This is a genomic window from Actinomyces israelii (assembly GCF_030253495.1).
Lineage (GTDB): Bacteria > Actinomycetota > Actinomycetes > Actinomycetales > Actinomycetaceae > Actinomyces > Actinomyces israelii.
On record NZ_CP124548.1, the window covers coordinates 1355163 to 1369277 of the forward strand.

Annotated in this window: 16 protein-coding genes, 2 tRNA genes and 2 pseudogenes; 9 read left to right on the top strand and 11 right to left on the bottom strand. The window is 73.4% G+C overall.

The features are described from left to right. Positions 1 to 38: 38 nt before the first annotated feature. Positions 39 to 1430 carry a nicotinate phosphoribosyltransferase gene (locus AIF0345_RS05500; protein WP_285297567.1) on the bottom strand — a complete coding sequence of 464 codons (1392 nt, stop codon included), beginning with the start codon at positions 1428 to 1430 and terminating at the stop codon, positions 39 to 41. A gap of 80 nt (positions 1431 to 1510) precedes the next feature. Here AIF0345_RS05500 and clpS point away from each other — a divergent pair, with 80 nt between their 5' ends. The 5 genes and pseudogenes from clpS to AIF0345_RS16815 form a co-directional block, all read left to right on the top strand. Next, on the top strand, positions 1511 to 1831 hold the full coding sequence (clpS, locus tag AIF0345_RS05505) for an ATP-dependent Clp protease adapter ClpS (protein ID WP_285297568.1): 321 nt from the start codon (positions 1511 to 1513) through the stop codon (positions 1829 to 1831). Further along, on the top strand, positions 1831 to 2535 hold the full coding sequence (locus AIF0345_RS05510; protein ID WP_285297569.1) for a DUF2017 family protein: 705 nt from the start codon (positions 1831 to 1833) through the stop codon (positions 2533 to 2535). Before clpS ends, AIF0345_RS05510 begins: the two co-directional genes overlap by 1 nt. A gap of 43 nt (positions 2536 to 2578) precedes the next feature. After that, positions 2579 to 3448: a glutamate racemase gene (gene murI, locus AIF0345_RS05515; protein WP_268917809.1), complete on the top strand. Its 870-nt coding sequence runs from the start codon at positions 2579 to 2581 to the stop codon at positions 3446 to 3448. A gap of 28 nt (positions 3449 to 3476) precedes the next feature. Then, positions 3477 to 4292, top strand: a complete 816-nt coding sequence (locus AIF0345_RS05520) for an MBL fold metallo-hydrolase (protein ID WP_285297570.1) — start codon at positions 3477 to 3479, stop codon at positions 4290 to 4292. Positions 4293 to 4471: 179 nt separating this feature from the next. Further along, positions 4472 to 4768 (top strand): annotated as a pseudogene (locus tag AIF0345_RS16815) (DUF3054 family protein); the annotation flags it as partial. Between the two features lie 159 nt (positions 4769 to 4927). Here the strand turns inward: AIF0345_RS16815 and AIF0345_RS16820 are convergent. The 3 genes and pseudogenes from AIF0345_RS16820 to rph all read right to left on the bottom strand — a co-directional run. Continuing rightward, positions 4928 to 5167: pseudogene (locus AIF0345_RS16820) on the bottom strand (hypothetical protein); the annotation flags it as partial. Further along, positions 5145 to 5852, bottom strand: coding sequence for a non-canonical purine NTP pyrophosphatase (locus AIF0345_RS05530; protein ID WP_285297571.1), 708 nt, complete (start codon positions 5850 to 5852; stop codon positions 5145 to 5147). The pseudogene AIF0345_RS16820 and the gene AIF0345_RS05530, both read right to left, overlap by 23 nt. Beyond that, a complete protein-coding gene (rph, locus tag AIF0345_RS05535; protein ID WP_285297572.1) occupies positions 5849 to 6661 on the bottom strand; it encodes a ribonuclease PH in 813 nt (270 codons plus the stop codon). Before rph ends, AIF0345_RS05530 begins: the two co-directional genes overlap by 4 nt. A 211-nt stretch (positions 6662 to 6872) precedes the next feature. Here rph and AIF0345_RS05540 point away from each other — a divergent pair, with 211 nt between their 5' ends. Then, positions 6873 to 7580: an excalibur calcium-binding domain-containing protein gene (locus AIF0345_RS05540; RefSeq protein ID WP_285297573.1), complete on the top strand. Its 708-nt coding sequence runs from the start codon at positions 6873 to 6875 to the stop codon at positions 7578 to 7580. Positions 7581 to 7596: 16 nt separating this feature from the next. Here AIF0345_RS05540 and AIF0345_RS05545 read toward each other — a convergent pair. The 5 genes from AIF0345_RS05545 to pip form a co-directional block, all read right to left on the bottom strand. Continuing rightward, positions 7597 to 7678, bottom strand: a tRNA-Leu gene (locus AIF0345_RS05545). A gap of 38 nt (positions 7679 to 7716) precedes the next feature. Beyond that, positions 7717 to 7914, bottom strand: coding sequence for a hypothetical protein (locus AIF0345_RS05550; protein ID WP_404975980.1), 198 nt, complete (start codon positions 7912 to 7914; stop codon positions 7717 to 7719). 135 nt (positions 7915 to 8049) lie between these two features. Continuing rightward, entirely contained in the window at positions 8050 to 8250 is a 201-nt protein-coding gene (locus AIF0345_RS05555) for a hypothetical protein (protein WP_285297574.1), read from the bottom strand. A 465-nt stretch (positions 8251 to 8715) separates the two neighbouring features. Beyond that, positions 8716 to 8792, bottom strand: a tRNA-Lys gene (locus AIF0345_RS05560). A 104-nt stretch (positions 8793 to 8896) separates the two neighbouring features. Further along, positions 8897 to 9961 carry a prolyl aminopeptidase gene (pip, locus tag AIF0345_RS05565; RefSeq protein WP_285297575.1) on the bottom strand — a complete coding sequence of 355 codons (1065 nt, stop codon included), beginning with the start codon at positions 9959 to 9961 and terminating at the stop codon, positions 8897 to 8899. 172 nt (positions 9962 to 10133) lie between these two features. Between pip and AIF0345_RS05570 the strand changes: the two genes are divergently transcribed. Then, positions 10134 to 11054, top strand: coding sequence for an ATP-grasp domain-containing protein (locus tag AIF0345_RS05570; RefSeq protein WP_285297576.1), 921 nt, complete (start codon positions 10134 to 10136; stop codon positions 11052 to 11054). Between the two features lie 369 nt (positions 11055 to 11423). Then, positions 11424 to 11807, top strand: a complete 384-nt coding sequence (locus AIF0345_RS05575) for a YccF domain-containing protein (RefSeq protein ID WP_043564627.1) — start codon at positions 11424 to 11426, stop codon at positions 11805 to 11807. Positions 11808 to 11848: 41 nt separating this feature from the next. On the opposite strand, the gene ybaK is transcribed toward AIF0345_RS05575, so the two are convergent. Next, entirely contained in the window at positions 11849 to 12349 is a 501-nt protein-coding gene (gene ybaK / locus AIF0345_RS05580) for a Cys-tRNA(Pro) deacylase (RefSeq protein WP_285297577.1), read from the bottom strand. A 125-nt stretch (positions 12350 to 12474) separates the two neighbouring features. Here ybaK and mmuM point away from each other — a divergent pair, with 125 nt between their 5' ends. Continuing rightward, entirely contained in the window at positions 12475 to 13452 is a 978-nt protein-coding gene (mmuM, locus tag AIF0345_RS05585) for a homocysteine S-methyltransferase (protein ID WP_285297578.1), read from the top strand. A gap of 19 nt (positions 13453 to 13471) precedes the next feature. On the opposite strand, the gene AIF0345_RS05590 is transcribed toward mmuM, so the two are convergent. After that, positions 13472 to 14095, bottom strand: a complete 624-nt coding sequence (locus AIF0345_RS05590) for a hypothetical protein (RefSeq protein WP_285297579.1) — start codon at positions 14093 to 14095, stop codon at positions 13472 to 13474. Positions 14096 to 14115 lie beyond the last annotated feature (20 nt).

Below are 14115 nucleotides of genomic sequence, written 5' to 3' on the forward strand. Positions count from 1 at the left end.
ACCGGCTCCGCGCGGGCCGCCCTCGGTGCGCTGCGCGCTCAGCCCCTCAGGGGCCGGCGGCCGTCGAGGTCCACGTGGCGCGTGGGCACCGCCGGCTCTCCCTCGCTCAGGCGCCAGGCGTCGTAGGGCAGCTCGGCGCGCGAGGCCCGGTGCCGCTCGGCGGCGGCGGCCAGTGCGCGCGGGCCGCGGTGCTCCTCGACGACGACGCCGTCGTGCACCAGCTCGACCTGCAGCGGGCGGGCCCCGGCCTCGGCCAGGGCCGCCAGCGCCTCGTCCTGGTCCTGGGCCGACACGACGAGCTCCTCGGCGGCGGAGCCGGTGCCGTCCATCACGCGGCCGGCCCACTTGCGCCCGCCGACGGTCGCCTTGCCGCCCTCGGAGAACTTGGCGACCTCGTGCATCTCGCCGTCGGCGCCCGCCCGCTCGACGAGCTTGTAGATCAGGGCGGCGGTCGGTCGGCCGGAGCCGGTGACCAGCTTGGTGCCCACGCCGTAGGAGTCCACCGGCGCGGCACCCAGGCCCGCGATCGCGTACTCGTCCAGGTCGTTGGTCACCGTGATCCTCGTCGTCGTCGCCCCCAGGGCGTCGAGCTGGGCGCGCACCTTGAACGCCTCGGCGACCAGGTCGCCGGAGTCGAGGCGCACCGCGCCGAGCTCGCCGCCGCCGTCGCGGGCCGCCCTGACGGCCCGCTCCACGCCGCGGGCGATGTCGTAGGTGTCGACCAGGATCGTGGTGCCCGGCCCGAGGCTGGCCACCTGGGCCGCGAAGGCCTCCTCCTCCGAGTCGTGCAGCAGGGTGAAGGAGTGCGCGGCGGTGCCGACCGTGGGGATCCCGTAGCGCATGCCGGCCTCCAGGTCGCTGGTGCCCACGAAGCCGCCGACGACGGAGGCGCGGGCCGCCGCCACCGCCGCCTGCTCGTGGGCCCGCCTGGCCCCGAAGTCCACGCAGGGCCGGCCGTGCGCGGCGATCGTCATGCGGGAGGCCGCCGAGGCGACGGCGCAGTCGTAGTTGTAGATCGACAGGGCCAGGGTCTCCAGGATGCAGGCCTCGGCGAAGGTGCCCTCGACGGTGAGCAGCGGTGAGCCCTCGAAGTAGCACTCGCCCTCGGCGTAGCCGCGGATGGTGCCGGAGAAGTGGTACTCGCGCAGGTAGTCCAGGGTGGCGTCGTCGACCACCTGCGTGCGGTGCAGGAAGTCGATCTGCCTGCCGGTGAAGGCGAAGGCCTCCACGGCGTCCAGGAGGCGGCCCGTGCCGGCCACGACGCCGAAGCGCCGGGAGGCGGGCAGCCGCCGCCCGAACAGCTCGAAGACGCTGGCCCGCTCGGCGGTCCCCGAGCGAAGCGCCCCCTGGAGCATGGTGAGCTCGTACATGTCGGTGAGCAGGGACGTGGTGGGAGCGGTCGGATCTGTGACGCGCTGCGTGGGTGTCATGACTCTTAACCTATCCCGAAACTCGGATTACGGTGCAGCGTGTCTGCCCCAGCCTTCTCCCGGCCGCTACGCTGGTGGTCATGTCCAACGCGCTGCACGTCGTCGAGCCCGACGTCCAGGAGCGTGCACGCAGCGCCGCGCAGTCCCAGTGGCGCACGGTTGTCCACGACGACCCGGTCAACACCATGGACTACGTCACCTGGGTCTTCCACACCTACTTCGGCTTCCCGCTGCCGCTTGCCCGCCGTCGCATGCTGGAGGTGCACACCCGCGGGCGCGCCACCGTGTCCACCGGGGCGCGTGAGCGCATGGAGGTCGACGTCACCGCCATGCACTCCTACGGCCTGCACGCCACCCTCGAGCCGGTGGGGGACGACGCCGTGGAGCGGGGCCGTTCCTGATGCGCGGCTTCGGCAAGGCGATCGGCGGCTGGGAGAGCCACCTGGAGACCTGGGAGCGGGAGTACCTCGCCGGCCTGCTCGAGCAGGTCGCCGTGCTGCTGGCCGCCGACGGCCCTGCCGAGCCCGCCTCCGACCGCCCCGGGGGCCGTGAGGACGGCGCCCCGTTCCCGCAGGCCCGGCTGCGGCGGGGCGAGAGCACTCGTGACGGCGACGTCCTCGCGGCCCTGGACTTCGACCCGGACCCGCAGGAGCCCGCCGCCTCACGGGCCTCGCAGTCTCCGACGTCGGCCCCTCCCGCGCTCGCACCGGTGATCGACGTGCTTCTGCCCGACGCCTCCGAGAACCCCGAGGTCGCGCTCGAGGTGGCGTACCTCACCCGTGCGCGCCTGCGCGTCCTCAAGCACGAGCGCCTCAAGGCCGCCATCGCCGAGCTGCTGGAGCCCACGGGCGCCGGCGGCGCCGTCCACGTCGCCCGCGGGCACGAGCAGGAGTGGCTCGGCGCGCTCAACGACGTGCGCCTCGTGCTCGCGCAGCGGCTCGACATCGACGGGCCGGAGGCCGCCGAGGAGGCCCACGCCATCGCCTGGCAGGAGGCCCCCCGGGATGAGGACGACGACTCCCGCTGGCGCCGCGGCCTCGCCCTGTCCTACAACATGCTCACCTGGTGGCAGGAATCACTGGTGACCGTGCTGCTCTACGGCTGAGCCGCCGCCTAGTCTCGGACGCGTGAACGACGCGCCGATTGGGATGTTCGACTCCGGGGTCGGGGGCCTGACCGTTGCGAGGGCCGTGCTCAACCAGCTGCCCGGCGAGCAGATCCTCTACATCGGGGACACCGCCCACACCCCCTACGGCCCCAAGTCCATTGACGAGGTCCGCTCCCTGGCGCTCGGAGTCATGGACGAGCTCGTCGGGGCCGGCGTCAAGATGCTCGTCATCGCCTGCAACACCGCCTCGGCGGCGGTCCTGCACGACGCCCGGCGCCGCTACACCCAGGGCCGGGGCGTCCCCGTGCTCGAGGTCATCCACCCCGCCGCCCGGGCGGCCGCCCGGGTCACCCGCAACGGCCGTATCGGCCTGATCGCCACCCAGGGAACCGTCGACTCGCACGCCTACGACGACGCCCTGGGGGCCGTGCCCGGCGTCGAGCTGTTCTCCGAGGCGTGCCCGCGCTTCGTCGACCTGGCCGAGCGCGGCGTGACCACCGGCCCCGAGGCGCTCACCACCGCCGAGGAGTACCTCGCCCCGGTCAAGGCCGCCGGCGTGGACACCCTCATCCTGGGCTGCACCCACTACCCGCTGCTCATCGGCCCGATCTCCTACGTCATGGGGGAGGATGTCACTCTGGTCACCTCGAGCCTGGAGACCGCCAAGGACGTCTACCGCGAGCTCGCCCGGCGCGACCTGCTGCGCGATCCCGGCGCCGCCGCGCCGCAGCACGAGTTCCGCTCCACCGGGGACCCCGAGTCCTTCGTGGTGCTGGCCCGGCGCTTCCTGGGCCCCGAGGTCAGGCGCGTCCTGCGGGCCGGCCCGGCGTCAGGGGCGGGGACGGCGCCCCCGCCCGGCGGCGCCGTCCCCGGCGCCGCCGCCCACGTCCCCCTGCCCCCCCAGATCTGACCCCACAGGACTGAGTCAAGGATCCCGTATGAAGCTCACGATCATCGGCTGCACCGGAAGCATGTCCGGTCCCGACTCCGCCGCCTCCTCCTACCTGGTGCAGGCCGATGGCGCGGACCCCGGCGGCGAGGTGCGGACGTGGTCGCTGGTGCTGGACCTGGGGCCGGGCGCAATGGGGCAGATGCTGCACTACCTCGACCCGGCCGACCTGGATGCGATCGCGATCTCCCACTGTCACGCGGACCACATTGTCGACCTCGTGGGGATGCACGTCTTCCGCCGGTGGAACCCGACCGGGGCGCTGGGGCCCGTGCTCACGCTGGGGCCCGGCGAGCTGCCGAGCCGCCTCAACGGCGTGGACGGCACACCGCCGGAGGAGACCTACGCCTCCGAGTTCACCTTCCGCACCGCCGTCGTCGGCGAGACGGTGCAGGTCGGGCCGATGACGATCACGCCCTACGAGGCGCTCCACCCGGTCGAGGCCTACGGCTACCGCGTGGAGGGGCCCGGGAAGGACGGCCAGAGGCGCGTCAGCCTCGCCTTCACCGGCGACACGGACCTGTGCGACGGCGTGGAGGCCATGGCCGACGGCGTCGACCTGCTGCTGTCCGAGGCCGCCTTCCTGGAGGGGCGCGACACCTACCGCGGGATGCACCTGACCGGCAGGCGCGCCGGCGAGCTCGCCGCGGGCACGAGCGGCAAGGGCGGTCGGATACCCGCGGGCCGCCTCGTGCTGACCCACATCCAGCCGTGGACCGACCCCGCCGACACCCTCAAGGAGGCCGCCGAGGCCTACTCCGGCCCCCTCGAGGCCGCCACCGCGGGCGCGAGCTGGGAGATCTGAGCGAGACCGGCACCAGCCGTCCGCGCCCTGCCGGCCTGCGCGGCCCGGCGCGGCGGTAGGCTGAGCCGGTGGCTGCGCAGCGCGGGGACCGTCGACCGGGGCTGACCTACAGCCCGTCAGTCCCCGACGGGCCGGATCGCCCCTGGACCCGGGGGCGCCGCACCCGGTGGTGGCTCGTCGTGCCGGCAGACCTGGCCGCGGCGCTGCTCGTGGCCCTCTTCGCCGCCGCCTCGCTGCACGACGCCTCTCAGGCCCCGGCGCTGGCGGCGCGCACCGCGGCCGCCACCGCCCTGGCGTGGGCGGTCGCATGGGGCGCGCGGCGCGGACGCGACCACCTGGAGGTCCTGTGGCCCGAGGGGACGATTGTCGTCGGCGTCACCTGGGGCGCGTGCGCGGCGGCGCGCGGCCTGACCGGTGGGGAGATCGTCTCCTTCTCCTTCATGACGCTGGCCTTCCTGGTCGTGTTCCAGGGCGGGTGGCGCTGCCTGTACGGCTTCGCCAAGGCCCACGACTCGCTCGTGCCCAAGGCGGTGCAGCGCCGGCTCGATGCCCAGGAGGCCCGGGGCGGGCCGGGCGGGCCCGTAGCTGCGTCGGCGGCGGACGTACCCCTCCCTCTCGAGCGCGGTCAGCTGCTTGGACAGGGCCGAGTCGGACGTCCCGACGGCCTCGCGGAGCTCGGCGAAGCGCATCTGGGCCCGGCCCTGCACCGCCCCGACGGATCGCAGCGCGGCGCAGACCCGCAGCCTGCCCAGCGGGTGGATGACGGGGTCAAGCACGGGGACGAGCCGCGGTGAGAAGAGTCCAGTCGCACAGGGCGCCCGCCTGCTCCCTCCGCCCGCGCCGGGCCGCCGCTCATCGCGCGGTGCCGCCCGCATTCGGCGACGACGGCGCGAGCAGGGCGGCGAGCACCGGCGCCAGGGCGCGCAGAGCCCGGCCGCGGTGGGAGATCGCGTTCTTCTCCGCCGGGCTCATCTGCGCCGTCGTCCGCCCCGCGCCGCCCGGCGCGTCCTCCTGGACGGGCACGAAGACCGGGTCGTAGCCGAAGCCGCCCTCGCCCCGGGGCTCGCCCAGGAGGCGGCCCTCCATCGAGCGCTCGATCCTCGTGACCGTCGGCCGGTCGTCCGGGCCGGGGGCGGCCAGTACCGCCGCGCAGGTGAAGCGGGCGGTGCGGTGGGGGTCCGCCACGTCGGCGATCTGGTCCAGCAGGAGGCGCAGGTTCGCCGCGTCGTCACCGTGGCGGCCGCACCAGCGGGCGGAGAAGATGCCGGGTGCGCCGCCGAGCACGTCCACGCACAGGCCCGAGTCGTCGGCGACGGCGGGCAGGCCGGTGGCCCGCACCAGGGCGCGGGCCTTGATCTCCGCGTTGGCCGCGAAGCTGAGCCCGTTCTCCACGGGCTCGGGCGCGCCCAGGGAGCCGGCCGAGACGATCGAGCGCGGGTCCAGCCCGGGCGCGAGCGGCGCGAGGATCGCCCGCAGCTCGGAGAGCTTGCCGGGGTTGTGGGTGGCCAGGACCAGCACGGCCCCGTCGGGCGCGGTCACGGCCGCCGCCGACGCGCTCACGGGGTCCCCTGACCGGCGTCGTCGCCGGTCGAGACCGTGAACGGCTCCCGCCCCGGACCGGCCAGCGCCCGGGCCTGCAGCGCCGTCAGCTCGGCATTGCCCTTGGCGGCCAGGTCCAGAAGGGCGCACAGCTCGTCGCGGTTGAAGGGGACGTGCTCGGCCGTGCCCTGCACCTCGACGAAGTGCCCGTCTCCGGTCTGGACGACATTCATGTCGGTGTGGGCGCGCACGTCCTCCTCATAGGGCAGGTCCAGGCAGGGGACGCCATCGACAATGCCGACACTGACGGCCGACAGGGAGTCCGACAGAACCGGCCTGACCGCCCGCGGCCTGATGTGCCCCTTGTCGGCGCCCCAGGCGACGGCGTCGGCCAGCGCCACGTAGGCGCCGGTGATGGCGGCGGTGCGGGTGCCGCCATCGGCCTGGAGGACGTCGCAGTCCAGGGCGATGGTGTTCTCGCCCAGCGCGGCGACGTCGATAATGCCGCGCAGGGAGCGCCCGATGAGGCGGGAGATCTCGTGGGTGCGCCCGCCCACCCTGCCGCGCACCGACTCCCGGCTGCTGCGCTCGGAGCCGGCGCGGGGGAGCATGGCGTACTCGGCAGTCACCCAGCCCTCGCCGCCGCCCTTGCGCCAGCGCGGCACTCCCTCGGTGAAGGAGGCCACGCACAGCACCCGGGTGCGGCCGAACTCGATGAGCGCCGAGCCCTCCCCGTGGTCCAGCCAGTTGCGGGTGATGGTCACGGGGCGCAGCTCGTCGGCCGCGCGCCCGTCCTTGCGGGTCGTCTCGGGGGACTCGGTGTCTGTCACGGCGTCAGGCTACCGCTGCGCGGGCGCGCGGAGCGTCCCGATCCGGCCCCGAGGCGGCCCCCTCCCGGCGACCTCGGGAGTCGGGGCGGTCCCGCTGGCCGCGGAGGGTCACAGTATGGTCAAGAATGCGGATCTCCGGCCGCTTCCGCGGGCCGCGGGGGTATACCGGAGGGGTCCTTGCACACTTCCCACCCCCGAGGATCCCGTCATTATGATCGTCTCCCAGATCGGTTCGCGTCGCCCGAGCAGGCTGCTGTCCGCCGGCGGCTGGCTCATCGCCCTGGTCGTCGTCCTCGCCCCGGCGGCTGCCGGGTGCGACGACTCCGCCGCGCATGAGGCCGCCCCGGCCAGCGCCGCCGCCACGACCCCGGCCGCGGTCGAGGTCCCGGACGTCGTCGGCATGAAGGGCGACGACGCGGCCGATGCCCTCAAGAAGGCGGGGCTCTCCAAGGGCCCGAGCTATACGGACGCCGACGGCGAGGAGTCCGTGCGGGATCCGGGAAACTGGTCCGTGACCGCGCAGAACCCGGCGGCGGGCGAGCAGGTCCCGGCCGACCAGGTGATCACGCTCACGGTCAACCACGACTCCGCCGATGCGGCGGCCTCGGCGTCCGCGTCCGCTGCGGCTGAGGCGGCGGCGTCCGCGGCGGCCTCGGCGTCCGCGTCCGCGTCTGCGGCGGCGGCGTCCGCTGCGGCTGAGGCGGCGGCGTCCGCTGCGGCGGAGCAGCCCGCCCAGGAGCAGCCCGCCCAGGAGCAGCCCGCCCAGGAGCCCCAGTCGGAGCCGGAGGAGCAGGCCCGCACGTACTACGCGAACTGCACGGAGGCGAAGGCCGCCGGCGCGGCACCGCTGTACCGGGGCGAGCCTGGCTATCGGGATAAGCTGGACCGCGACCACGACGGGATCGCCTGCGAGAAGTGAGCCGTCGTCGGTCCTGTGCGCAAGAAGGGACTCGAACCCTCACGCCCGAAGGCACCAGAACCTAAATCTGGCGCGTCTACCAGTTCCGCCACTCGCGCTTGTGCGACTCACCCTACCGCCTCGAGGTCCGCAGTGCTCACGCGCAGCCCGCGCCTTCAGGGAGTCCCGGAAGTCGCAGGCCTCCCTGGTGCAGCCGGGCGCGGAGGCCCTGGGGCAGAAGTGGACGACGACGCCGTGCTCGGCTGCGTCTGAGATCGGCCAGGGAGGCCTCGGCGCCGGCTGGGTCGGGAAGGGCGAAGTCGGGGGCCTCGTCGCCGATGGCGAGCTGGGGCACGGCGTCCTCCTCTGCTGGTGCGACGGGCGCTGAACGGACTTGCGGACAGAGCGGGACCGCTCGGCGCGCCGGGCGGTCCCGAGCGGTCCCGCTCATTGCCATAATCCGGGACCGGACTTCCGATTGCGACTCGTCCTAGGCCGCCGGCGCCAGCGCCTCCTGCGCGGCCGCCTCCTGCGCGGCCTGGACGCGTTCGAGAGCGCGCTCGAAGCGCGAGGGCGACACGGCGGCGCTCAGCGAGCTCAGCTCGGCGCGCGCGGCCGTGAGCTCGCGCTCGGCGGCCTCTCGGCGAGCCGGGGCGGTCGTGGTGCTGTGCGTACTCATCTGCGTACTCATCTGTTCTCCTTCTCCTCATAGCCCCCGCGGGGGCTCCTCGACGCCGGGCGGAGTGCAGGTGGATCCTGCGGCCCGGCGGTGCTGTGGCTGCGGGGCGCCGCCGCATGAGTCGGGCGGCGGCGATCCCCCGGTGGTCGGGGCCGCAGAGAATCGCTGCGGCGCCCACGACCGACGCACGGATGAGCGATGTCGCGAGCTGCGGTCGATGAGGGCATCCTCCGGACCGTCGACGAACTGCGATGCCGTAGAGGGCCGGCGGCCTCCGGGCCGCGCGAACTGCCCGCTCACCAGGCGCGAGATCGCAGGTGCACTCCTGCGACCTCCGCCCGGCCCGTGCGTGGTACCCCCTCAGGGACTCGAACCCTGGACACCCTGATTAAGAGTCAGGTGCTCTGACCAACTGAGCTAAGGGGGAATGCCTTATTGTCTGATGATCACCGCCGCGCCCGCGCAGGAGCCCGGTAGTGGTACCCCCTCAGGGACTCGAACCCTGGACACCCTGATTAAGAGTCAGGTGCTCTGACCAGCTGAGCTAAGGAGGCGCGCACCAGACCGCATGTGCCTGGCGACGGTGGAACACTTTACTTCCCGCCGGCGGGACTGTCCAATCCCGAAAGCGCTGAATCGCCCCATTGTGCGGGAAGTCTCAGGGACGGTCGTGGCGTCCGCGGGGTCCGAGCTCGACCGCGAAGCGGTCGGTGGCGGTGATGAGCGCGGACAGGGTCTCCGGCTCGCTGTAGGAGTGCCCCGACGCCGGCGAGATGCGCAGCTCGGCCTCCGGCCAGGCGCGGTGCAGGGCCCAGGCCGTTCCGATGGGGCAGCACATGTCGTAGCGGCCCTGGACGATCACCCCGGGGATGCCGTGATCGGCCAGCACGCGGGCGCCGTGGAGGAGCCGGCCCTCCTCAAGCCATCCGCGATGGATGAAGAAGTGGTTCTCGATGCGGGCGAAGGCGAGGGCGAAGGCCGGGTCCTGAACCTCGTCGATGTGGGCCTGGTCGCGCAGGAGCGTGGAGGTCGCCGCCTCCCAGGTCGTCCAGGCGACGGCCGCCGGGCCGTGGACGGCGGGGTCGGGGTCGGCCAGCAGCTCGTGATAGCGCTTGATGTAGCCGCCCGGCCCCACGTCCCGGCCGGCGGCGGCGACGTAGCGCTCCCACTCGTCGGGCCAGACCATGTCGGCGCCGCCCGCCTCGTAGTACCAGTCGAGCTCGCGCTTGCGCAGGGTGAACACGCCGCGCAGCACCAGGGCGAGCACCCGCCCCGGGTGGGCCTGGGCGTAGGCGAGCCCCAGGGTGGATCCCCACGACCCGCCGAAGACGAGCCAGCGCTCGACCCCCAGGTGCTCCCGCAGCGCCTCCATGTCCGCCACCAGGTGCCAGGTCGTGTTCGTTGACAGGTCGGCGTCCGGCTCCCAGGCGTGGGGCAGGGAGCGCCCGCACCCGCGCTGGTCGAACAGGATGATGCGGTAGCGCTCGGGGTCGAAGACCCGGCGGTAGTCCGCCGAGCAGCCCGCGCCCGGCCCTCCGTGGACGAAGACCGCCGGAACTCCTTCAGGGTTGCCGCAGGTCTCCCAGTACACCCGCTGGCCGTCGCCGACGTCGAGCAGGCCCGAGGCCGTCGGCTCGATGGGCGGGTAGAAGCCGCGCGGCGATGGCGGGGCTGGGGGCGCGGGGGCTGCGGGAGATTCCGAGGGTCCGGTCGTGTCTGCCATGGGCGCATTGTGGCACCGATGGCGCGAGCTGGGGGGACGACCGGCATCACGGTCCCCTCCGGCGTCGAGGACCTACCGATGGCTCGGGCTGGGGGAGACGACCGCGGGGCTGGGCCCGGCCGAGCCGCGGCTGATTCACGCCGGCAGGATGCGCCGCGGTACCGTGGGGCCCGTGACCACCCCCATCGTGACGCTCGCGACCTGCGCCGACTATCCCATGCTCGACGACGACGACCGCGGTCTGCCCGACGCCCTGCGGGAGCGGGGCATCGAACCGCGGGTGGCCGTGTGGAACGACCCGTCAGTCAGCTGGGACGACGCCGGCGTCGTCGTGCTGCGCTCGGTGCGCGACTACGCCAAGAGGCGCAACTACTCCAAGTTCCTGTCCTGGTCCCGGTCGGTGCCGCGCCTGGCCAACCACCCCGACGTCGTGAAGTGGAACTCCGACAAGCACTACCTGTCCCGCCTGGCCGAGCTCGGGGTCCCCATGATCCCGACCACCTGGCTCGAGCCGAGCGCCGGCTACTCCAAGCACCAGGTCCACACGCGCTTCCCGGCGCACGGCGACTTCGTCGTCAAGCCCGCCGTCTCCTCCGGCGGGCGAGGGACCGGCCGCTACACCGCGACGAACGCGCGGTCGCGCGCCGAGGCGATCAACGACACCATGCACCACATCGGACGAGGCCGGTCGGTCATGGTCCAGCGCTACCTGGAGGAGGTGGACCGCAAGGGCGAGTTCTCCCTGGTCTACTTCAACGGCGTCCTGTCCCACGCGGTGGAGAAGGCGCCCATGCTCCACCCGTCCTTCCGCTCCGTCGACGAGGTGCACGAGGAGATCGTCACTGCCCGGGAGCCCAGCGAGCAGGAGTGGCTGTGGGGCGAGCGGGTGCGCAAGGCCATTCACGGCCTGATCAAGGAGCGCTCGGGGCGCGACATCCAGCTCCTGTTCAACCGCGTCGACGTCGTCGCGGACGGTCAGGGGAGCTTCTACCTCATGGAGGTCTCGCTCATTGACGCGGGCCTCTACCTCGGCTCCACGCCGGGCGCCCTGGACAACTTCGCCGACGCCATCGCCCAGCGCGTCTTCTGGTGAGTCGCGAGGGGGCGCGATGACGCCATCGCGCCACGTACGTGCTCACCATCAACCAGGTGCACAGCCGTCGCTCCCCGGACCGAGTCCCCGAGCTGCTCGTCGCGCTTGCCGATGTCGGCGTCTTAGCGCCTTTTGAGCGCACCGTGGGGGACAAGGTGCAGGGCGCGCCCGCTGATGCGGCGGCAGCGCTGGCGGCCGGCTGCTCTCATCGAGGCCCTGAGTCATGGGCCGGAAGGAGTCCCGTCGTCCCGTCATGAGCCTGTCCTCGCTCGGCACGGCCCTGTGGGCGCTGCTGATCTCGCGCGGGCCTCCGGGAGGCTCCCCCCGCAGGATGAGGACGTCGGGCGTGCCGTGGTGTAGACAGTCCCCATGCGCACACTGCTCAACCTCATCTGGGTGGTCCTCGGCGGCTTCTGGCTCTGGCTGGGGTACGTCTTCTTCGGCATCATCGCCTGCGTCTTCATCATCACGATCCCGGCGGGGGTCGCCTCCTTCCGCATCGCCGGCTACGCCCTGTGGCCCTTCGGGCGCACCGTCGTCACCAAGCCCGGGGCGGGTGCCGTGAGCTGCCTGAGCAACGTGATCTGGTTCCTGGTCGCCGGCGTCTGGCTGGCGATCGGCCACCTGACGACGGCGGCCGCGCAGGCCGTCACCATTATCGGGATCCCGCTGGCGATCGCCAATGTCAAGATGATCCCCGTGACCTGCTTCCCCTTCGGCAAGGAGGTCGTCCCGGGTGACGGCCTCCTGTGAGGCTCCGACCGGTGCGGCGAGCCCGCACGGGCCCCGGACCGTCAGGCGGTCAGCGGTGCGAACGCGGCGCCCGTGACCGCCGCGAGGCGGTCCGGGGCGAGCGCCACGCTCATGCCACGTCGTCCGCCGGAGACCAGCACGCGGTCGAGCGCCTCGGCCGAGTTGTCGATGACCGTCGGCAGGCGCCTCCTCTGGCCGAGCGGTGAGATGCCGCCGACGACGTAGCCGGTGATCCGCTCGGCGGCGGACGGCTCGATGAGAGCCGCCCGCTTCATCCCCAGCGCGTGCGCGGCCGCCTTGAGGTTCAGGCGATGGTCGGCGGGGATGACGCACACGCCGACGTCGCGGCCCTCACCCACCAGCAGCGTCTTGAGCACGACGGCGGGGTCCTCGCCGAGCGCCCGGGCCGCCTCGAGCCCGAAGCCGAGCCCGGAGCGCTCGTCGTGAGCGTAGGTCACCATCTCGTAGGGCGCGCAGGCCTCCTCGAGCGCCCTGATCGCCGGAGTCGCCCCCGCGTGCCTGCTCCTGGTCTTCCTGCTCATGACGGCGACCCTACTCGCGCCGGGGAAGGGGCGGGCGGCCCCGACCGGCGGGGCGAGTCCCTCAGGGGACGGCCGTGAGAGGGAGGCCATCGATGCCCGGTGCGGGCTTCGGTTAGCGTGTCGCCATGCGAACTCATTCGACTGAAACCGGCCCCCCGCGCGATCACGTCGGCCTGTCCGAGCTGCTGACCGGCGGCCCCGTGGTCCTGGACGGCGCCATGGGGACCGAGCTCGGCGCCCGGGGGGTCCGCACGGCTCAGGAGCTGTGGTCCGCCGTCGCCCTGACCGAGGCGCCCGAGGCCGTCACCGCCGTTCACACGGACTATCTCTTCGCCGGCGCCCGGGTCATCTGCACCAACTCCTACCAGGCCACCGTCCCCGCCCTCATGCGCACCGGGCTCACCGAGGCGGAGGCCCGCGGAGCTATCGCGACATCCGCGCGCCTGGCCCTCGACGCCCGAGACCTGCACGTGAGCGCCCACCCGCGGGAGACCGTGCTGGTGGCGGGCAGCCTCGGCCCCTACGGAGCCTACCTGGCGGACGGGGCCGAGTACACCGGCGCCTACACCACCAGCGACAGCGACTTCGAGGCGGTCCACATCCCTCGCCTTCAGGTCCTGGCCGAGGCGGGGCTGCATCTTTTCGCCATCGAGACCCAGCCGCGCCTGGACGAGGCCCGCTGGCTCGTCGCGCGGCTCCGGCACATCGCCCCCGAGGCGGAGTGCTGGGTGTCCTTCCAGGTCCGCCCCGACGGCGAGCACCTGGCCGACGGTACCCCGCTGGCGCGCGCCGTGGCGTGGGCCGACGCCGAGGACGCCGTCGTCGCCGTCGGCCTGAACTGCGTGGCCCCGGCGGTCGTGGACCAGGCCCTGCCGGTGCTGCGCTCGGCGACCGGCAAGCCCCTGGTCGCCTACCCGAACTCCGGGGACGCCTACGACCCGGCCGCCAAGACCTGGCACTGTGTCCGCGGGCCGGAGCGGTTCACGCGGTTCACGGCGTCGGCCCCCGCATGGCTCGACGCCGGCGTGCGGCTCATCGGCGGCTGCTGCCGCACGACGCCGGTGGACACGGCGGTGCTCCACGACCTCGTCGTCGGCGACTGAGGAGGAGCCGTCCGGGGCGTCAAGAGCCCTCCAGGGACCGGGCAGTGCGCAGAAGCCCGCGCAGGGCGCGCAGAACGGCGTCGCGGTGCTTGCGACTGAGGATCCAGGCGGGCAGCTGGTGGCCCAGCTCGCGTCCCGTCGGCCGCAGGCGGGCCCCTACGAAGCCGAGGAGGTACTCGGCGTGCTCGCTGTTGGCGACCCACAGCGTGTGCCCGGCGCACGGGACGCTGAGGTAGAAGGGCAGGCCGTACAGGGCGTCGACGCCGTCGGAGACCCTCACCAGGCTCGTGCGCCCGGTCAGGACCATGGGCGTCCCGCACGGGCAGCGCCGTGCGGGACGCGAGCCCGGGGACAGGTGCAGCACCACCGCCCGGCGACGGCCGCAGGCGGGGCAGCGCCACGTCGTGCGGACCTGGACGGGCCGTGCGGGACGGGGGCGGTCGCCCTCCCACCTCCAGCAGCACCCGCAGAAGTAGCCCGACCCGGCTCCGTGGGCGCTCCAGGTGCAGCGGGTGCAGAACACCCCGCGCCTCACCACGTGCGCGGGGCCCGAGCAGGCCGGGCACACCACCCACGTGTCGAGGCGCGGCACCGCATAGAGGACCGCTGAACGTACTGGACTCCCTGGACGTGCCGGGCTCATCGCGCCAATCCTCTCACCAT